15 protein-coding genes are annotated in these 20356 nt (G+C 64.0%); 7 read left to right on the top strand and 8 right to left on the bottom strand.

Features of this window, described 5'->3' with window-relative positions; translation table 11 throughout:
* Positions 1–4: 4 nt before the first annotated feature.
* Genes AABB87_RS02535 through AABB87_RS02525 form a run of 3 tightly spaced genes read right to left on the bottom strand, consistent with a single transcriptional unit; the run spans position 5 to position 4577 of the window.
* Positions 5–1219, bottom strand: a complete 1215-nt coding sequence (locus AABB87_RS02535; RefSeq protein ID WP_341969610.1) for a DUF5009 domain-containing protein — start codon at positions 1217–1219, stop codon at positions 5–7.
* Positions 1219–3903, bottom strand: a complete 2685-nt coding sequence (locus AABB87_RS02530) for a TonB-dependent receptor (protein WP_341969608.1) — start codon at positions 3901–3903, stop codon at positions 1219–1221. The genes AABB87_RS02535 and AABB87_RS02530 overlap by 1 nt, the downstream gene beginning before the upstream one ends.
* A 32-nt stretch (positions 3904–3935) precedes the next feature.
* Entirely contained in the window at positions 3936–4577 is a 642-nt protein-coding gene (locus AABB87_RS02525) for a chitinase (RefSeq protein ID WP_341969606.1), read from the bottom strand.
* 242 nt (positions 4578–4819) lie between these two features.
* On the opposite strand from AABB87_RS02525, the gene AABB87_RS02520 reads away from it, so the two are divergent.
* From AABB87_RS02520 to AABB87_RS02490, 7 genes are all read left to right on the top strand, one after another.
* Positions 4820–5485, top strand: coding sequence for a response regulator transcription factor (locus AABB87_RS02520; RefSeq protein WP_341969605.1), 666 nt, complete (start codon positions 4820–4822; stop codon positions 5483–5485).
* The gene (locus AABB87_RS02515) at positions 5482–6870 is read left to right on the top strand and encodes a sensor histidine kinase (protein ID WP_341969604.1); all 1389 of its coding nucleotides are present in this window, start codon (positions 5482–5484) and stop codon (positions 6868–6870) included. Before AABB87_RS02520 ends, AABB87_RS02515 begins: the two co-directional genes overlap by 4 nt.
* Before the next feature lie 200 nt (positions 6871–7070).
* Complete coding sequence (locus AABB87_RS02510) at positions 7071–7682, top strand: class I SAM-dependent methyltransferase (RefSeq protein ID WP_341969602.1); 612 nt, start codon at positions 7071–7073, stop codon at positions 7680–7682.
* A gap of 90 nt (positions 7683–7772) precedes the next feature.
* A complete protein-coding gene (locus AABB87_RS02505) occupies positions 7773–8411 on the top strand; it encodes a YdeI/OmpD-associated family protein (RefSeq protein ID WP_341969601.1) in 639 nt (212 codons plus the stop codon).
* Positions 8412–8522: 111 nt separating this feature from the next.
* Positions 8523–10043, top strand: coding sequence for an AMP nucleosidase (locus tag AABB87_RS02500; protein WP_341969600.1), 1521 nt, complete (start codon positions 8523–8525; stop codon positions 10041–10043).
* Positions 10044–10073: 30 nt separating this feature from the next.
* The gene (locus tag AABB87_RS02495) at positions 10074–11276 is read left to right on the top strand and encodes a GGDEF domain-containing protein (protein WP_341969599.1); all 1203 of its coding nucleotides are present in this window, start codon (positions 10074–10076) and stop codon (positions 11274–11276) included.
* Between the two features lie 79 nt (positions 11277–11355).
* Positions 11356–12021 carry a GNAT family N-acetyltransferase gene (locus AABB87_RS02490; RefSeq protein WP_341969598.1) on the top strand — a complete coding sequence of 222 codons (666 nt, stop codon included), beginning with the start codon at positions 11356–11358 and terminating at the stop codon, positions 12019–12021.
* A gap of 46 nt (positions 12022–12067) precedes the next feature.
* Here AABB87_RS02490 and AABB87_RS02485 read toward each other — a convergent pair whose 3' ends face one another.
* The 5 genes from AABB87_RS02485 to AABB87_RS02465 all read right to left on the bottom strand — a co-directional run bounded on the left by AABB87_RS02485 (position 12068) and on the right by AABB87_RS02465 (position 20265).
* On the bottom strand, positions 12068–16564 hold the full coding sequence (locus tag AABB87_RS02485; RefSeq protein ID WP_341969597.1) for a PAS domain S-box protein: 4497 nt from the start codon (positions 16562–16564) through the stop codon (positions 12068–12070).
* Positions 16565–16964: 400 nt separating this feature from the next.
* The gene (locus AABB87_RS02480) at positions 16965–17900 is read right to left on the bottom strand and encodes a porin (RefSeq protein WP_058720967.1); all 936 of its coding nucleotides are present in this window, start codon (positions 17898–17900) and stop codon (positions 16965–16967) included.
* Positions 17901–18048: 148 nt separating this feature from the next.
* Positions 18049–19158 carry a sterol desaturase family protein gene (locus AABB87_RS02475; protein ID WP_341969596.1) on the bottom strand — a complete coding sequence of 370 codons (1110 nt, stop codon included), beginning with the start codon at positions 19156–19158 and terminating at the stop codon, positions 18049–18051.
* A gap of 76 nt (positions 19159–19234) precedes the next feature.
* Entirely contained in the window at positions 19235–19876 is a 642-nt protein-coding gene (locus tag AABB87_RS02470) for a histidine phosphatase family protein (RefSeq protein ID WP_341969595.1), read from the bottom strand.
* A 65-nt stretch (positions 19877–19941) separates the two neighbouring features.
* The gene (locus AABB87_RS02465; RefSeq protein ID WP_341969594.1) at positions 19942–20265 is read right to left on the bottom strand and encodes a DUF1840 domain-containing protein; all 324 of its coding nucleotides are present in this window, start codon (positions 20263–20265) and stop codon (positions 19942–19944) included.
* Positions 20266–20356 lie beyond the last annotated feature (91 nt).

The following is a 20356-nucleotide window of genomic DNA, read 5'->3' as shown; positions in this document are numbered from 1 at the left end:
GAGTCTAGATGCGCAGGCGAACCCCACGCGCCGCAATGAACTTGACGAAAGCGGCCACCGCCACGGCATAGGCCATGCCTAACACGACGCCCAGCGGTGCGCTGCGGGTGAAGGCCGGCCAGTCCCAGTGCAGCAGTTGCATCAGCGCTTCGACGACGAAGGGTGTCAGATAGGCCAGCAAGGGGTTGGCGGCCACCGCATCCAGCAAGCCGGGCAGGCGTGGCGCGGCCATGGAAGTTGCCGCTGCACGTTGCCGCCACTCCGGCCACAGCTGCAAGGCGGCAAAGATCAGCACGCAAGCCGCCGCGCTGTAGAGCGCCCAGCTGGGCGTGGCGTAGATCTTGGAGATCTTGAACGCCGGCCGCATCAGCCCCGCCAGCACAGCGAGCGCGGCAGCAAACAGCAGGGCCAGGCCCAGGCGCTGCGCCATGCTGCGGGCACGTGTCTGGTCGAAGAAGATCAGCGCCGTGATGCTGCCGCTGATCGCCAAGCCGCCGTGCACGGCATTGGCATCCTGGCTGAACAGCAGGCGCAGCCAGTCGCTGCCTTGCACCAGCGGCAGGCGCTGCAGGGCGAAGTAGGCCATGCACAAGCCCAGCGCCAGCAGCAGGCCGGCCACGCGAGCCCGGCAAAGTAGGAATGCCATGCAGCCCAGCAAGTAAGCCCAGCCGATCAGGCCCAAAATTCCCCACCACTGCGTCGTCATGCCGCCGCCGTCTGGCGCACCGCGATAAAGCCAGGCCAAGAGTGCAAACAAGGCCACCCCGGCCAAGCGCCAGCCGCCCGCCAAGGCCGGCCCGCCGCGCAGCGAGCCCCAGAGGGCAAAGGCGGCCACATAGCTCAGCAGCGCCCACAGAGCAATCGGCATGGGCATAGACGCGGCGTGGAAGCCGCTTTCCGCATTGACCATGAAGACGCCAATCAACACCAGGCTTAAGCCCCGTTGCAACACATGCAGCAAGAGTTGGCCCGGCGTATCGCCCGCCTTCAGGCGCTGCTGCAACGCGAAGGGAATGGACATGCCGACGATGAACAAAAAGGCCGGGAAGACCACGTCGACAAAGCTCATCGCATCCACATCCGCCGGCATATGCAGCATCCAGACCGGCAGATCGCTGACCCGATGCCATTCATTGACGGTGATCATCACCAGCACCGTCAGGGCGCGAAAGATGTCGATGCTGGCAATGCGGCCAGCGCGCAAATGGCGTCCGAACATCAGTAGTCAATGCCCACGCGCAGGCCAAGCATGCGCGGCTCATTCCACATCGCCTTCACAAAGCCGCCGCCATCACCCGCGGCGTTCTTGGTCCACTGATTGGTGAGGTTGTAGACATAGGCTTCCACATGCCAGTTTTTGGGCGAGACCAGCTTGATCGAGGCGTCGATCTTGGTGAAGGCCTTTTGCGCGTCCGAGATGTGCGGGTTGTCCAGATTGCGCAGGGTGAAGTACATCTTGTCCTGCCACTTCAGCGCGACCCAGGGCGTCAGCACATAGCCGCCGTCGAAGTTGAAGCTCTGCGAAAAGTTGAGGCCCAGGCTGTACTTGGGCGACATGGGCAAGTGATTGCCGGTGATGTCGTGAACATTGCGGCCCACCAGCGTGGGGTCGTTGCCGGCATAGGCTGGCGGGCAGGCGGGTGCGCCGTTCTCCTGCCGGTAGTCGCAGTTCCAGGTGTCGCTGAAGGCGGGGTAGTCCTTGATCTTGGAGTTGATATAGCTGAAGAAGCCGCCCAGGCGTGCGCCGGCCCAGGGCTTGTAGTCCAGCTCCAACTCCAGGCCAGGGATCTCCACCGTGCCGACATTGATGGTCTGCCACTTCTGCACGATGTCGCAGCCCACGGTATTGGCCGTGCAGTCATGCTCGGGCTTAACCTTGGCAGCGAAGAAAGCGTCGGTGACCTGCATGTCCTTGTAGCGGCTGAAGAAGGCCGTTGCCGACAGCGACAGACGCTTGTTCAGCATCAAGCCCTTGTAGCCAAATTCCAGATTAGTGACCGTCTCGGGCTTGTAGGGGAAGAAGGTGAATTGCGGCGATGGGCCTTCGGCGCATTGGAAGCCGCCGCAGCGGTCGTCCTTGTCGCCGAACCCACCCGCTTTGTAGCCGGTGGACAGCGAGGTGAAGACCATGTCTTGCGGCGTGAGCTGATTCATCAGGCCCAGGCGATAGGTGAACTTGCTCCAAGACATCGAGTTGTCGTTCTGCGCGGGTGGTTGGTAGTGCGCGTAAGCGCCGGTGCCGGCCAAGGGGCCCATGCCGGCCGTCAGATTGCTGCTGCTCGGTGGTTTGAAGTCCGACGCGCCAGGCACGCCCGGATCAAACAGACCGTTGAAGTAGGCCGGCGAAGTGCTGTCCCACTCGCCGCCGTAGACCTTTCCGCCCTTGTCGGTTTTGCTGTCGCGGCTGTAGCGCCCGCCCAGGGTGGCGGTCCATGTGTTCGCGAACTTCAGGTCCATTTGGCCGAAGATGGCCTTGGCATCGATCTGCCGATTGGGCTGCTGGTAGTACTGGCTGATCGGGTAACCGTAAGGCGCATTGACCAGTTGCTCCTGCGCATAGTCAATGGCGTTCTTCTCGCGCATCCAGAAGGCACCCAGCACGTACTGCAGGTTCTCGGTTTTTTGCTTGAATTGCAGCTCCTGCACCAGCGAGAGATATTTGGAACTCAGCGTGCGCGAGGTGTCGTCCCGCACCGGCCAGCTGCCCCAGTCGCCATCCGGCCCAACCGGCCATTGGGCCGTGACCTGGCTGGAGAGGCGGTGATAGCCGGAATCATCATCCCCCTGCTGCGAGCGGCGCTGGTCGGCGTAGGCAAAGTTGTATTCCAGGCTGCTGTGCTTGCTGAGGTTCCAGTTCAAGCCGCCGCGCACGGTGTCGATGGACATATCGATCTTGCCCGGCACATTGATGCTGACATCCCACTGCCCGCCCGGGCAGGCGAAGCGCGTGCCGGCGGCCTGGGCGCAGTCTTTCAGGCCGATATCGCCGGCGCCATTGTTCTTGAACTTTTCATAGCCCAGCGTGGCTTCCAGATCGGGGCTGATCTTCCAGCGCCCGGTCAGGCGGGCCGCCCACTCGTTCTTGTTGTTGTAGGCATCGGCCTTGCTAACCTTGCTGTTGTAGCGCTGGTCCACATCGGGGATGCCATCGGCCACAAAACCGTGTTCGGGCATATTGACGTCGGTGAAGTCCTGCGACTGGTTCAGCCAGCTGTCGCGCTTGAGCACCATCACGGTGGCACGCAGGGCGAAGTTGTCGCTCAGGCCGATGTTCTGAATCAGATTGAGTTGGCGCTTGTTGTAACTGCCGAAGTCCAGTTCGGCGCTGCCGTAGGTCTCACCAAACTCGGGCTTGGCGGGAATGATGTTGATGCTGCCGGCGGTGGAGTTGCGGCCGAACAGCGTGCCCTGCGGGCCGCGCAAAACTTCCACCTGATCCAGGTCGAACATCAGGGCCATTGCGCCCTGCGGCCGGGGCGAGTAAAGGCCGCCCACATGCAGGCCCACGGCGGGGTCGCCGATCTCGGTGAAGTTATTGGAGCTGATGCCGCGGATGGCGATCTGCACGCCTGAATCGGCGCCGGTCGAGATCTGCAAATTGGGCACCGTGCCGGCCAGGCCGCGCACATCGGTGACGCCCTCGCGGGTCAGCTTGTCCTGCGTGATGGCAGTCACCGACACCGGCGTTTGCAGCAAGCCCGAACTCATGCGAGTGGCCGTAACGGTGACGGTGGGCAGTTCGGCCTTGTCAGCTTTCTCAGCTTTCTCAGCCTTGTCAGCTTTATCGGCTGTCGCTGCTGCTTGTTGTTGCGCCCAGGCGGCCGGGGCCAGCAAGCTGCTGATGGCCAAACCAATGGCGCCGAGGCGCACGCTACTGCAAAGGCGTCGGGAAGATGCATTCATGGTCGGTAGTCTCCTGGTTTTCTAGGGCAAATTCAGCAGCTCAGGCGCGGACCTGGCGGGATCTTGAACAAGGCCGCGGCGCGGCGGTAGAAATCAATGCGGCGGGCGATTTGCTGAGCCGCTGGGGAGTCAGCTGGCTTGTCGCATTCCAGCGCACCGTTGATGGCGCGAATGCTGGCGCCAAATCCGTCGCCCGCGACCAGGGCCTGGTGGGCCGGAATGGTGGCCGGGCCGGGCTGGCTCATCCAGTACCAGATGGCGGTTTGCCAGGCCAGCTTGGGTTCGCGCGCCACCCGGTCGGGATCGGCCCACAGGTCTTCGCCCAAGGCCTGGCCGGCAGCCAAGTACTGGTAGTTCCAGCTGAGCTGAATCGGGCCTCGGCCGTAATACTGCTGGCCGGGCGCGCAGCGCTGGCCGCGCTCCACACTGCAGTAATGGTCGTAGTTGGCGCGGTTGTACTCGCGCACGGCCTGAAGCGAATCGGACTCGTGCGCGATATTGGCTAGAAAGGCCGCCATCTCCTGGCGCCGCAGCTCGGCCGAACCTTCCGCAGCAAAACCAGGGAATGAGCGCGCCGCAGCCACAAAGCCTGCGTAGCTGTAGAAGGGCAGGCGCTGCGGGAACAGTTGCTCGAACTGCGCTTCGCTGGGCAGGAATTGCGCTTGCTCTGCCACCGCGGGCTTTCCGGGCTGGGCGCAAGCAACCAGCAGCAGGGCCAACAGAGAGGCCAGCGCCCCAGGCCAAGCAAGGACTTGCCTACGGCGACGATGCGTGAAACGCGACATAACACCTTTCCTGCGGGTCAAGGACGCCATTATTGGTATCGGACTGGTCATGGGTTTTCGTCCGGCTGCCGCATCTTCTCCAATACCGTCTTAAGACCGCATTAACGCGGGCCTTGGTAGAGTCCCTCGCTATGCGAATCTGTCTGGTGGAAGACGACCTCGAGCTGGGTCATTCGGTGCAGGCCCTGTTGCAAGACGGCGGTCATGACGTGGTCTGGGTGCGGCGCTTGACCGAGGCCCGCTACTGGCTGGAGCAGCAACAAGGCTTTGACGCCCTGGTGCTGGACCTGGGCCTGCCCGATGGCAATGGCCTGGAGTTGCTTCGCCTGATGCGCCAGAGCAATAAGCAGCTGCCCATCGTGGTGATCACCGCCCGCAGCGGCATTGAAGACCGCCTGCACGGCCTGGACAGCGGCGCCGACGACTATCTGGTCAAACCCTTCGCCGGGCCCGAGCTGCTGGCCCGTTTGCGCGCGGTGGCGCGGCGCGCCGGCCTGCTCAGCAGCGATGCCGAGGGGCAGGAATGGCGGCTCAAAGACCTGAGCCTGGACGAACGCCGCATGGTGCTGAGCCGACATGGCCAGGCCATCAATTTATCGCCCACCGAGTTCTCCATCCTGCTGACCTTGCTCAAGCTGCCCGACCGTGTGGTGACGCGCCGCGAGCTGGAGGCACGCGCCATGCCTAACGCCGACAGCCATGCACTCGATGTGCATATCTTCAATCTGCGCAAGAAGATCGGCGAGGGCTATGTGCGCACCGTGCGCGGCGTTGGCTTTGTGCTGGAGCGGCAATGAGTGCGATGACCGGCGCGGTGGCCCATAAATCGCTATTCCGCCGCACCTTCGGGGCCTTTGCGGCGGTGGCCTTGCTGAGCTGGTGCGGGCTGATGGTGCGCGAGTTCCACGAGGTCAGCGTGGTGCATTCCCGCAATGGCCAGGCCGCCAATCGTCTGTGGGCGGAGCAGGCCCGCATGCAGGCCCAGCAATGGGCCGGCCAGGCCGAGCGTCTGGACGCCGCGCTGGCCGAGCTGGAGCATTTGCGCGAGCAGGAGTGGCAAGACATCGGCTACGAGCCACCCATCATTGCCCAACAGGTGTGGCAGGGCGAACGCCTGCTGCATCGCATGGGCACGCCCGAGATGGGCGACCGCCTCACGCCGGACGAGCAAAAACACGCCAGCGACTCGCACTGGCTCTACATCGAAGTCCGCGCGCCCGAGCAAAACCTGATCGTGCGGCGCTGGCAAGAGGTGCCGGGCGACTGGCATTTCAGCGCCGATGGCCTGAGCTATTACGCGCGCCCGCTGTTCTACAGCCTGCCGCTGATGCTGCTGATCGCTTGGTTTTTGTTGCGTGCGGGCTTTGCGCCGCTGCGTCGCATTGGCGCGCAGATTGCGCAGCGCTCGGCCACCGAGTTGAACGCGCTGCCGCCCTCGCCTTTCGAGGAGTTGGCCCCGGTGGTCACGGCCGTCAATCAGCTGATGGCGCGCTTGCAGCAGCGCTTGGAGCGCGAGCGCGAATTCCTGCTCGACGCCGCGCATGAGTTGAAGACGCCGCTGGCCGTGATCCAGCTCAATGCCGAGACGCTGCAAAGCCAGCCCAGCCCGCAGCGCCGCGAAGAGTCGCTGCAGCGCCTGGGCGACGGCGTGCAGCGCGCCAATCACACAGTGCAGCAATTGCTGGCCCTGGCCCGCAGCGGCGCCGACACCGAAAGCGCCGAGTTGCGCCGCCATGATCTCGTCAGCCTAACGCGTGACCGAATCGTGCTGGCCAGCGAACTGGCGCTGGCCCGAGGCATCGAGCTGGAGCTGCTGGCGCCGGAGCACTGCGAGCTGCCCATGCACCGCGAAAGCCTGGGCGCCTTGATCGACAACCTGGTGGACAACGCCGTCAAATATTCGCCGCCCGGCAGCTTGGTGCAGGTGAGCATCAGCGAAGCCGGCGACAAGGTCACGCTGAGCGTGCGCGACCAGGGGCCGGGCATCGCCGCAGACATGCACGCCAAAGTGTTCGAGCGCTTCTTCCGCCTGCCCGGGCTCAATCAGCCGGGCAGCGGCCTGGGCCTGGCCATCGTGGAGCGGGCGGCGGCGCGCCATCAGGCCACGGTCAGCCTGGCCGCGGCGCAGGCCGATCCGGCGGCGCCGGGGCTGTGCGTCACGGTCATATTGCCGCGCCGTTGAAGCCCGGTCTCAGGCCTGGCGCCAGCCCGATTCCAGCGACAGGCAACGCAAAAATTTGAGTGCCCGGCCCAGCCTGCAAGCTCTATGCTGATCGTATGAATGCCAAGGCCAGACCTGCTGCTTCCGGTTCAGATGCATCTGCATCTGCATCTGCCGCTGATGCCACGGTGCCACCCTGCAAGGACGAGGCGCACGCAGACATGCAGTCGCTCTATCGCTGGCGGGCGCCGGTCTACGACCTGGAGCTGGCGGCCTTCGAGCCGCTGCGCCGCCTGGCCATCGATAACTTGAACCTGCAGCCGGGGCAATGCGTGCTCGATCTGGGTTGCGGCACCGGCTTGTCGCTGGGCTTGCTGCGCCAGGCGGTGGGCCCACAGGGTCGGGTGATCGGCGTGGAGCAATGCCCGGCCATGGCCGAGCGGGCGCGGGCCAAGATTCAGGCCCATGGCAAAGCTTGGCGCAATATTGAGGTGCTGCTCACACCCGCCGCGCAGGTCGAGTGGCCGGCCGATCTGCCGCCGGCCGATGCCGCCCTGTTCCATTTCATCCACGATGTTTTGCAAAGCCCCGCCGCGCTGGACCGTACCCTCGCCGCGCTGCGCCCCGGCGCGCAGGTGGTGGCCTTGGGCCTGTGCTGGGCACCGCCCTGGCAATGGGCCAGCAATGCCTTTGTGCTGGGCGCAGCGCTGCACTCGATGAGCTCACTCGACGGCCTTGCCTGCCCTTGGCAAGGCCTGGCAGCCCGGCTGCAGCAGCACCGCATCAGCCGCCACTGGATGGACAGCATCTATCTGCTGCAGGGTCAGGTCTGAAGCCGGCTTGCAAGGCTGCAAGGCCCGGCTAGAGTTCAGCTTAGAAGTTCAGCCCAAAAGTTCAGCGCAAAGCCGGGAGCACGACACACCATGAGCAAAACTTCAGGCGACCGACGCATCGACGCTTACATCGCCGCCGCCGCGCCCTTTGCTCAGCCGATTCTGCGCGACTGGCGCGCCCTGGTTCGGCGCTGCTGCCCTGAGGTCGAAGAAGACATCAAATGGGGCATGCCGCACTTCATTTTCCGGGGCAAGATTTTGTCGCGCATGGCCGCCTTCAAGGCGCATTGCAGCATCGGCTTCTGGTTCGGCGAGGTGGTGAGCGGCAGCGAGGACAGCAAGGACAGTGGCGGAAGCACGGGTCGGGACGGCATGGGCGACCTGGGCAAACTGCGTAGCGCCGCTGACCTGCCGCCCCAAGCTGAGCAAGAGGCCATGCTCACACGCGCCATGGCCTTGATCGAATCCGGCAGCACACCCGCCTGGCTTTTGGCCCGCAGCAAAGCGCCCAAGCCGCTGCCCGAGATGCCAGCCGAGTTAGCGGCCGCCCTGCAGGCCAATGCCGCTGCGCAAGCCGGCTACGCCGGCCTGGCGCCGGGCCAGCAGCGCGAGTATCTGGACTGGGTCATCGAGGCCAAGCGTGCCGAGACGCGCACGCGCCGCGTGGCCCAGGCGGTCGAATGGCTGAGCGAAGGCAAGACTCGCAACTGGAAATACGCCAACTGCTGAGGCCAGGCCCAAAAGCCTGGACCGAGCCCGCCCTACTCCGGGCTCAAAGTGCCACGAAAAAGAGCCCTCTTTGCCGCGCCACAATGGCTGCAAACCGAGGAGACTCTGCGCATGAGCTTGTTGACCCCGCCCTTCTTCGCCCCCCAGCATTTCAGTGACCCCGACGCGGCCCTGGCGCAGGCCCAGCAAATCTATGCCGCCAGCTTGCGGCATCTGCGCCAGGCCTTGCAACGCTTTGTAGGCGGCGAAGATTTCGGCGCCCAGCGGGTGCGCGCCTGCTACCCCTTTGTGCGCCTGCGCACCAATACCGGCGCACATGGCGACTCGCGCCTGGCCTACGGCTTTGTGGCGGGCCCGGGCACGTTCGAGACCACCCTCACCCGCCCCGATCTGTTTGCGGATTACTTCAAGACCCAGTTCGAGCTGCTGATGCGCAATCACGGCGTGACGCTGGAGATCGGCACCAGCCACCAGCCGGTGCCGCTGCATTTCGCGCTGAGTGAGCATGAGCACATCGAAGGCCATCTGAGCGCCGAGCGTCGGCGGCGCCTGGGCGAGGTGTTCGACCTGCCCGATCTGGCCGCCATGGACGACGGCATCGCCAATGGCACTTACGACCCCGGCCCTGGCGCGCCGCAGCCGCTGGCCCTGTTCACCGCCCCGCGGGTGGACTATTCCCTGCACCGCCTGCGCCATTACACCGGCACGGCGGCCGAGCATTTCCAGAACTTCGTGCTGTTCACCAACTACCAGTTCTACATCGACGAGTTCACCCGACTGGGCCGCGAGCTGATGAGCCAGCCGCCCGACCCGGCCCGGCCGAGCGAGTGGGATGACTGCATCGCCTTTGTCGAGCCCGGCAATGTGCTGACCCGGCGCGCCGGCCTCGCGGCCGAGCCCGGCGACGAGGCGGGCAGCATCCCGCCGCGCCTGCCGCAAATGCCCGGCTACCACCTGCTGCGGCGCGACCGCAGTGGGGTGAGCATGATCAATATCGGCGTCGGCCCCGCCAATGCCAAAACCATGAGCGACCATGTGGCCGTCTTGCGCCCGCATGCCTGGCTGATGCTGGGCCACTGCGCCGGCCTACGCAACAGCCAGCAATTGGGTGACTACGTGCTGGCCCACGGCTATGTGCGCGAAGACCATGTGTTGGACGAGGAGTTGCCGCTGTGGGTGCCAATTCCCTCGCTGGCCGAGGTGCAGCAGGCGCTGGAGCAAGCGGTGGCCGATGTGACCCAGCTCAGCGGTTTCGAGCTCAAACGCCTGCTGCGCACCGGCACCGTGGCCTCCACCGACAACCGCAACTGGGAACTGCTGCCCAATGACAGGCATGGCGGCCCGGAGCGGCGCTTCAGCCAAAGCCGCGCCATTGCGCTGGACATGGAGAGCGCCACCATCGCCGCCAACGGCTTCCGCTTCCGCGTGCCCTACGGCACCTTGCTGTGCGTCAGCGACAAGCCGCTGCACGGTGAGATCAAATTGCCCGGCATGGCCGATCAGTTCTACCGCGCCCGGGTCGACCAGCATCTGCGCATCGGCCTACGGGCGCTGGACTTGCTGCGCGCCAATTCCCTGGGGCAGTTGCACAGCCGCAAGCTGCGCAGTTTTGCGGAAGTGGCCTTCCAGTAGAGAATCCCTCAGACCCAGACCCCACCCACCATGGCCTTAGACAACCCGACGCTGTTCAATCTGCTCTTGCTGCAAGGCTTGGCCGCCGCCTTGTTGATGCTGATCCTGGTGGGGCGGCATGCCAGCATGGCGGCGCGGCTAGCGGTGGGATTTTTGCTGCTGCAAGCCGGCGGTTGGAGCTTGCTGGCAAGCTCAGGCGGCGGGCACGAGCGCCTGTTTTTGAGCTTGTCGATGGCTGCCTTCAGCCTGAGCCTGAGCCTGCTGTGGTGGGCCTTGCTCCTATGGCTGGGCCCGCAACCGGGCCGCGCCTTGCTGATCCTGGCGCCGCTGCTGATGCCGCCGGTCTATGCCCTGCAGTTTGAAGACAGTGGCTTTCGAACGGCCTGGGCGCATGCCTGGCTCACTGTGCAATTGGTGATGCTGGCGCTGAGCCTGATTCGCCCCGACAAAGCGCTCGGGCAGCAGCGCCGTCAAGCCAAGACCTGGCCCAACACCACGCCGGGCCTGGACAACCGGCGCTGGCGCGCGCTTCTGCTGGCGGCCATCGTGCCCGCCACTGGGCTGAGCCTGCTGCGCGGCGGCATCGCCTTGAGCGACCTTCAAATGCTCAGCCCGCTGGGCCCTTCGGGCATCAACACCTGGTTGGCGCTAGGCCTGCATTGGGCGCTCACCTGCACCTTGCTGGGCTTGGTGCTGGCCTGGCGCGGCGAGACCGAACTGGCCCTGACCCGCCTGGCCCAGACCGATGGCCTGACGGGCTTGTGCGACGCCCGCGCCTTTGCGGCCCGCTCGGTCGACATGATTTCGATGGCGCGTCGCCACCAGGAGCCGCTGGCCTTGATGGTGCTGGACATCGACCAGCTGTCCGCCATCAACGCCAGCCATGGCCTGGAGGCCGGCAACAAGGCCCTGGCCTTGTTTGGCAGCTGCGTGCAGGCACAGATGCGCCTGGGCGACCTGGCTGGCCGGGTGGGTGGCGAGGAATTTGGTGTGCTGATGGCTCGCTGCGAGGGCCAAGGGCCGCAAGCCCTGGACAAACGCCTGCGCGAGGCCTTGGCACAACGCGCGAAGGAAGAACTCGGCTTCGAGCTCAACTTCAGTGCCGGTTGGGCCAAGCTGCGCCATGGCGACCGCCATGTCGACGACCTGATGCGGCGCGCTGAGATCGCGCTCTACGAAGCCAAGCGCGGCGGTCGTGGGCGCTTGATGGCCGAACCGGGCTTGGAAATCTAGCTCGCCGCACTGGAGCTGTACGGAGCTGGCACGGGGCTTGCAATGCATGTTTACCCCCACACCTTGCCCCAACACACCCATGTTCAGGCTCAGCAGTCCCTCCCGCTTCATCAGCGGCTTCTTGCCCTCCACACCAGCCCGCGCCGCAGCCGTCAGTGCCCGCACCGTGCCACGGGTAGCAGCTACACCCGGGCCCAGCCTGAATCTGCGCCTGCGCAGACTCTCAAACAGGGATGAGGAGCTTTTGCCCCAACTGTGTGAGTTGCTGATCGACAGCGTGCACCGCGGCGCCTGCCTGGGCTTTCTGGCGCCCTTGTCCATGGGTGCGGCGCAAGACTTTTGGCGCGGCGTGCTGGCCCGGCTGGGCCCGCAGGAGGAGCTCTGGGTCGCCTGCGACGACCACGACGAGCGCCCACGCCTGCACGGCGCCGTGCAATTGTTCATGTGCCCGCAGCTCAACGCGCACCATCGTGGCGAAGTACGCGGGCTGATGGTGCATAGCCAGTCCCGCGGTCGGGGCGTGGCCAGCCGTTTGATGAGCCGCCTGGAATGCACAGCGCTCGAGCGCGGCCGCCAATTGCTGGTGCTGGAAACCCCCGCCGGCTCACAGGCCGAGGCGGTCTACACCCATCTGGGCTGGCAGCGCGCCGGTGAAATCCCCTCCTACGCCGCTTGCGCCGAAGGGCGTTTGCACAGCGCGGCGCTGATGTTCAAACACTTGCGCGTGCCGATGGAGCTGACCTGAGGTGTTAGCTAGGGTCGGCCGAGTGGGCAAAACCCACTTACCCGTCCTAGCCCGCTAGCTGCGGCGCTAGTGAACGCAAATCCTGAGCGAGCTGGCTCAAATGCCCGCAGCCGCTGCTGATCTGCGCGTCCAAGGCATCCAGCCAGGCAGCATCCGGCGGTTCGCCGCGTTTGAACGCAGCCTCGGCCTCGGCCCCCAAGGCCGCCAATTTGACGGCGCCAAGCGTTGCCGCCAGGCCCTTGAAGCTGTGGCTGAGCTGCACCGCTTCGTCCAAGTTGCCCGCCGCCAACTGGACCTTGAGCTGGGCGGGCAACTGCAGGGCGGACTTGCTGAAGGACTGGGCCGTGCGCTGAAACAACTCGGCCTTGCCCATGAAGCGGTCCATCGCCGCTTGCAACTCGAAGCCCTGCGCCAAGGCGCGCTCCTGCAAGGCCGGCGGCACGGTCAGGGTGGGGAAGCGGCGCTCCGGCGGCTCGTTCGGTCCTTTCAGCTCTTGCGGCGCAGCATCTTGCGGCGTCTCCGCACCCGCCATTTGCTGCAACATCACACGCACCAGATGGTTCATGTCGAAGGGCTTGCCGACATGCGCGTTCATTCCGGCGACCAGGCATTGCTCCCGGTCTGAGGCCATCACATTGGCCGTCATGGCGATGATGGGTAGGCGCGTGAGTTGCAGCTCTTGCCGGATCAAGCGGGTGGCGCTGTAACCGTCCATCACCGGCATTTGCACATCCATCAGGACAATGTCGAACGCCGCAGGGCTGGCGCGCAAGAGGTCCACGGCGACCTGCCCGTTGCCCGCCAATTGCACGCGGGCGCCGGCGTCCTCCAAGAGTTCCTGGGCCACTTGCTGATTGTTCGGGTTGTCCTCAACCACCAACACGCGCACATCGTGCAGAGGCCGGGCATGAGCGCCGCGGCTTGGCGCCTCAGTGCTGCACGCCAGCTGGTCCTCCGCTTGGCCCGCCGCCTCGATGGCCTCCAGCAGCATGGCGCGGGTGATGGGTTTGACCAGATAGCCGTCCAGCTCCGCCTGCTCTTCCGCGCTGCGCTGCATCAGCTCCTCGCGGCTTTGGCCGCTCACCATCAAGACCAAGGGTTGAGCTAGAGCCGCGCCTTGCTGGCGCAGATGCCGCAAATGCCGCAGCAGCTCAAAGCCGTCCGGGCCGGCCGGCCGGCGCCAGTCGCTCAGCACCAGGCCAATCGCCTGGCCCTGCTCGGCCTGGGTTTGAAGCCGCGCCAAAGCCTCGGTCGTGCTGGCGGCCAGCAATACGGTCGTTACGCCCAAGTCCTCCGCCATGCGTGCCAGCAAGTCACGCGACGGGCCTGCTTGGTCAAGGATCAGGCAAGGCCTATTCGCCAATGCCGCGGCGACGCGCGGCGGCGGGCTGGCATCCGCCGCAAACGCTGGCACGCCCAAAGTCAAATTGAAATGGAAGCGGCTGCCGCGCCCCAGCTCGCTGTCGAGCGCCAGGCTGCCGCCCATCAATTGCACCAGGCGCTGGCTGATCGCCAGGCCCAGGCCGGTGCCGCCATAGCGGCGGGTGGTGGAGGCCTCGGCTTGAGAAAAGCCGCTGAAGATCTTGGCCTGATGCTCAGGCGCGATGCCGATGCCGCTATCGCTGACCGAGAAGGCCAGGCGCACGGTCTCCTGCGCATCCCCCGGCTGCCCGGGCAACACCCGCACGGCGATCACAACCTCCCCCTCGGCGGTGAACTTGGTGGCATTGCCCCCCAGATTGATCAGCACCTGCTGCAGCCGCATCTGGTCGGCGACGACCACAGGCGGCAGCGCCGGATCCAGATCGAACAAGATGTCGATCGGCTTGGTCCCCACATTGGCCGAGAGAATCACCGCCAGATCGCGGAATAACTGCTCGCTGCGCATGGGCTGCGGATCAAGGCTCATCTTGCCGGCCTCGACCTTGGAAAAATCGAGGATGTCATTCAACAGCCCCAGCAGGGAGCGCGCTGCCGCCTCGGTCTTGCTGGCGTAATCGTGCTGCCGCTGGCTCAGCTCGGTTCTTTGCAGCAAGCGCAACAAGCCCAGAATGGCATTCATGGGCGTGCGGATCTCGTGGCTCATATTGGCCAGGAACTGGCCTTTGGAGCGAGCCGCTTCTTCGGCCGCCTCATTGGCGCGCATCAGGTCGGTGATGTCGATGCGAAAGCCCACGCTGTGGCCGTCTTCCATCCGGTGCTCGATCAAACGGGTCCAGCGGCCGTCATCGAGCTTTTGTACCTGCAAGGTATTGCCCTGCCGGTGCGCGGCTAGGCGCTGCGCCACCCAGGCCTCTTCACGCCCCACCGCCTCCACGTATTGGCCGCGCCTGGCACCTTCTCGAATGATGTCTTCGAAGAGTGCGCCGGGCACGATCAGGTCAGCAGAGGAGGCATAGAGCTGCCGGTACTTCTCATTGCAAAACACCAGCCGGTCATCGGGGTCATAGAGCACAAATGCCTCATTCACCGCATCGATGGCGCCGCGCAAAATGGCCTCGGCCCGGCGCAACTCAGCCTCGCCGCGCTTGCGTTCGCTGATGTCCACATAGGTCGTCACAAAGCCGCCGCCGGGCATCGGCGCGCCACGAACCTCGACCGTCTTGCCGCTCGTCAATTGGCGTTCGAATTGATGCACCGTGGGTTGGCGCGCCAGCTCAATCAGGCGCTGCACATAGGCATCCACATCGGGCTCGTGGTCATATTCGCCACGCGCAGCATTGAAACGGATCAAGGTCTCGAAGCGAATCGGCGCTTGCGCGAAAAAGGCCAGAGGGAAGCCCATCAGCTCAATGAATTTTTGGTTGTAGGCACGCAGATTCAGATCGCCGTCAAACACGCTCAGCGCGCAGGGCATGTTCTCCACCACGCTCAACAGCACCTCGTGATTGCGCTGGCTCTGTGCCTCCAGCAGGCGGTGTGCGGTGATGTCCTGGTAGGTACCGACGATGCGCTGAACACCACCATCGTCGATCGAGGCCTCACCCACCGAGCGTACCCAGATGATGCGCCCGCGCGCGGTGTGCAGGGGCAGCTCCATATCCCAAGCCTCATTGGGATGGATGGCCTTGTCCATGGCCTCTTGCAGCCTGGCGCGATCGGGCGGGGCGAAGTAGGACAGTGCTTGCGCCAAACTGATAGGCGTACCGGGCGCCACCTCGTGCAAACGGTAGGTTTGCTCGGACCATTGCACAGCGCCGTCCTTCAGGTCCAGCTCCCAGCCGCCCAGGGCGGCCAGCAATTCCGAACGGTCCAGGGCCGCCTGTTTGCGCAGCAAGGCCTCTTCGCTGCGCTTGCGCGCGCTGATGTCCAGCAGCGTGCCGGCGATCCAGGTGGGGTTGCCCTGGGCATCACGCTGATACAGCTTGCCATGCATTTGGCCCCATACCCATTGCTCACTGGCATGCAAAAGCCGCAACTCGCATTCAAAAAAGTCGGACTCCCCCCTGCAATGGCGCGCCAACAAATCGGCCGCCCGAGGCAAATCATCGGCATGCACAAAAACTTGCCAGCTCTGAGCGTGCAGCGGCCCCAAATCAGCCAGCTGGCGACCCATGATGTCGGCCCAGCGCTCGTTGAAGTGCGCCTCGCCGGTCTGCTCATTCCACTCCCAAGTGCCTGCATGGGTGCCATCGATGATGCGGGCCAGGCGCTCACGCTGCTCGGCCAGATCCTGCCAAGCGCGCTTGGCTGCGGTGATGTCGGTGCGGATTGAGATGTACTGCATCACCGCGCCGGCCTCATCCAGCATCGGCGCGATGATGCTTTTGACCCAGTAAAGCTGGCCGTTCTTATTGCGATTGCAAATCTCGCCCTGCCAGGACTTGCCCGACGAGATCGCCGCCCACAAGGCACGCCAGAACTCCGGCGGGTGGTGCCCTGAGTTAACGATGCGATGCGGCTGCCCCAGCAACTCTTCGCGGCTGTAGCCGCTGATGGCGGTGAAAGCAGCATTGGCGTCGATGATCAGGCCGGCGGGATCGGCCACCGAAACAATCGCATGACGATGGATGGTGTCCAGCAGGGAGTGATGAACCATGATGGAGCGGGTCAAGGCCAACTCACGCTCTTTGCTGGCCGAGATGTCACGCCCAACTTCGACAAAGCCAATGTGCTCGTTCGCTGCACCAAACATGGCCCGCAGCTCGCTGGCGGTCCAATAGCTGCTGCCGTCCTTGCGCCTGACCAGGTACTCGGTTTTGTGAACCTCACGCCCGCGCAACAAGGATTCAAGATCGGCCATTGGCCCATCGCCCGAGCCAAGAAATTCAGCCGGCCGGCGCCGCAACACCTCGTCCTGCGTATAGCCCGTGAGTCGGCAAAAGCCGCCATTCACCAACGTGATCTGCATGCCTGTATCCATCAGGATCAGGCTATTGCTGCTGCCGTCGATCACCTGGCTGTATTGCTGAAAAAGTGCCAGCATCGCGACAGTTCGGCGGTAGTGACGCAGGAGCAGCAGGCCCCCAATCAGCAGCGCCACGGCCAGCGCGATGGCGATTGAGGTGATCCAAGCGGAGGGCAAGTCAGGGCCGGGACTCACGGCGGCAGCGGCTGGCGCGTGGACACCTTGCAGCGCGGCCATCAGGCATAACAGCAAAAACAAACGGAGCGTGGCCCAGCGATGCCCTGCTGACGCATGCGCCGATGCCATACCGCCGTGAATTTGCATCGCAGATCCCCTGCCTTGCCGGCACTCAAGGGTTCATCAGTCACTGCGCTTAGTTTAGAGACAAGGCGCAGGCTTCGGCACAAGCTTTACAGCCCACTGCACCCAACAATCAAAAACTCAACGCTGCTCGTCCAGCCAGCTGCTTTCAGGCAAAAAAAATGCGACCCTAAGGTCGCATTTCCTGCGCAATCAAGTCTCCACGAGACCGAGTGCGAGTTCGTTCACAAGTCAAACAAGGCCGTCTTATTTAAGCCAGCCTCATCAACTCGATTTAGAAGTTGTGACGGACGCCAACAGCCAGCGAGTCGAAGTCACCCTTGTGGTTGCCGGCAGTGTTGTCAACCGCTGTGTAGAAGCCATACACCTTGGTGCGCTTGCTCAGGTTGTAGTTGTAGCCCACGGTGTACTGCTTGGCGCCATTGGAGCCAAAAGTACCGCCAGACTCGGTGCCACCCACGTTGACGTGGAACTCGGAAGCGCCCATGGTGTACATGGCGGAAACGCGGCCGATGTTACGAGTGGGGCGGGCGCCAACGCCAGCATCTTCACGCTGGTAGTAACCGCCGAAAGTGAACGCGCCCAGCTCATACAAACCACGGATCGCGTACTGCGAGCCGTCGCCTTGCTTGCTGTAGCCAGCACCCAGGTGCAGAGGGCCCATATCGTAGTTCAGGGCTGCGTCGAAGGCCTTCTTGTCAACGCCTTCGCCGGCGTGCATGGTGAACTCACCAGTGAAGCCTGCGACGTTGGGGGTGAAGTAGCCAACCTTGTTGGTTTCTGTCCAGCCGATGCCAGAGTACAGCGCGTCAGACGAAGTGCCTGTGTCATGGTTGTGCATGGACACATAGTCAGCGGTGGCGAAGTAGGAGCCATTGGTCCAACGGCCCAGCTTGACGGCACCGAAGCTGCCGCTCAACTGCACAGCCGCTTCACGGTTCCAGAAAGCGGTACTCGTTGCGGTGCCGTTATCGGAATTCAGGCCGTGCTCCAACAGGAAGCTTGCCTTCAGGCCGCCGCCCAGGTCTTCAGTACCCTTGAAGCCCAGACGGGAAGAGTTGTTCTGCACAACGGCCTTGCGGTCTTGGTTCTCAACCTTCTGGCTTTCGACAGTAGTGTTGATACGGCCCCACAGGGTCACCGAGCTTTGAGCGAATGCTGCGGGAGCTGCAACGGCTGCCAGAGCTGCCACGAGTGCGATCTTTTTCATCGTTTACCTTTGTGAGTTAAGTTCGTGCCAAGCTTGATTGCTCGGTCTTTGCGCCAAATGTGCGATGAGTATAGAAGTGCATTCCCGGCGCCGAAATCCTCCGACGTAAAATCGCAACACTTATCTGTTACACCCGGCGATGTGAATTTCAGCACTTGCGCTGCGCCGCGGGCGAGTGATCGATCCTGTCGCTGATAGGCGCCGAGCAAAGCCACGCCACGGCCCAAAGCCCCAGACCCACCAGCGCCAAACTCGCCAACTGCTGCCACACACTCAAGAGGTGGCTGTTCCACAAGACCACCATGGTGACGGTCAGCATCAGCAAGAACAGCAGCACGGCCAGCCATGCGCGCTGCGGCGGCAGCGGCGGGTCGAAGCGTTGCTGGGCGTAGGGGTCAAAGGGCGGATGCGCGCGAGACTTTTGACCGGCCGGCTGCCAATGCGCAGGCTCCCACCAGACGCGCAGCTTGTTGATCAAGCCGGGAACGCTGGCCGTTTTGCGCAGCAGTTGGCCATACACATGCCAGTTGGCGACCCAGGGATTCCAGCTGCGCAAGGCGTCGCGTGTCCCGTAAACACAGGGCTGCGCGTCCAATTCCTCCTGAAAACTACCGAAGAGGCGATCCCAGAAAATGAAGATGCCGCCGTAGTTGCGGTCCAGATAAGCGTCATTGACGGCGTGATGGACCCGGTGATTGGAGGGCGAGCAAAACCAGCGGTCGAACCAGCCGAGCCGGCCGATCTGCTGGGTGTGCACCCAGTATTGGTAGAGCAGATCGATCAGGCCGACGCTCACGAACACCAACGGCGGGATGCCAATCACCGCCATCGGCAGATAGAAGATCCAACCGGCCACCCAGCCGCTGCTGGTCTGGCGCAGGGCGGTGGACAGGTTGTAGTCCTCGCTTTGATGGTGAACGGCGTGGGCAGCCCAGAACAAAGCGCTGGTGTGGCCAAAGCGGTGATGCCAGTAGTACAGAAAGTCGTACAGCAACAATGAGGAAAACCAGACCCAGACAGAGGCCGCCGACAGCTGCGGAAACCAAGCCCAATGCTCATAAACCCAGAGATACACGCCGAGCGTGAAGAGCTTTGTCAAGCCGCCCACCAACTGACTCATAAGCCCCAAGCTGAGGCTGCTGAGCGCATCGTTGAGCCGGTAGGTGTTGCGCCCGCGGCGCAGCCCCAGCCAGAACTCCAGGGCAATCAGGGCCACAAATAGCGGCGCAGCAAGAACGATGATTTGCGCGGGTTGCATAGTTGAACAGCAAGCGGATTGGGGTTGAGTTCAAAACGCGCCCCAGCTTGCGCGCATGCAGCGCTTGCCGCCTCAGCTACAAGGCCGGCGGCGGCAGATTCTCAAGATGGGAGTCGTCGTTCCAGCCGATCACATTGAAGCCCTCGGGCGAATAAAGCAATCGGTTGATTGCCGCATTGCCGAGCTTCCAGCTGCGCGGCGCGGCCAGCGACAAGCGCCTGCTGGCCCGGTGCAGGCAATCCAGCACGCCGCCATGGCTGAGGACCAAGATCGTTTGGCCGGGGTGAGCGGCAGCCAGCGCCGTCATGGCGGCCACGCTGCGCTGGTAGAAGTCGCTGAGGGTTTCGCCGCCCTCTGCCCCAAAGTCCGGCTCGCGCTTTCGCCAGGCCTCGCTTTGCGCAGGCCAGCGCTGCGCAATTTCATTCCAGGTCAGGCCCTCGAACACACCGAAGGCGCGCTCACGCAGCCGCGCATCCAGGATGAGTGGCAGGCCCTTGAGGCTGGCCACGGCCTGGGCGGTTTGGCGCGCACGCGCCAAGTCGCTGCTGTAGATGACATCCACCGCCTCATCCTGCAAGGCCTGCGCCAAGCATTGCGCCTGCGCCAGCCCTTGCTCGTTGAGGGGAATGTCCAGCTGCCCCTGAATTCGCGCGGCACGATTCCAGGCGGTTTCCCCATGCCTGACCGCCAAAACGAGGGTGCTGCTGTCCAAAGACATGGGCTCAGCCCTGCTGACGCCGCTGGCGCCGCGTGAGCTGAACCGGCCACCCGGATCGCGACATCTCAGACGCCCCAGACCACCGGCACTTGCGCTTGCTGAGCCGCGCGTAACAACTCGACAAAAGGCCAAGCGCGCTGCTTGAGGCTGACCTCGGCGCGTTGCACAGGCGCCTCGCCCGCGGCCAGCGCCTCTGCTTGGGCGGCGGCGAACTGTGCCTCGTCGAGTTCGACCGCCTGCAGCAGCGCGGCTATGGCGGCCGCTTGGTCACTCTCAGCCACGATGCCCTGGGCGGCAGGCTGTTTGCCGATCAAACGCAAGAGTTGATCGCCCTGCGGCCCCAGCATGATCACATCGGCACCGGCCTTGGACTTGAATTTGTAAAGCATCGCTTCCTCCCCTGTTGCAGCTGCGGCATGGTCTCCTGGGTGATCAGCCACCCAGGCCAACGCCATTGTGCGTGCAGAAGCTCGTGCTGAA

This window comes from Roseateles sp. PN1, from assembly GCF_038419725.1.
GTDB lineage: Bacteria > Pseudomonadota > Gammaproteobacteria > Burkholderiales > Burkholderiaceae_C > Paucibacter_A.
This window is presented reverse-complemented; position numbering and strand designations above follow the sequence as displayed.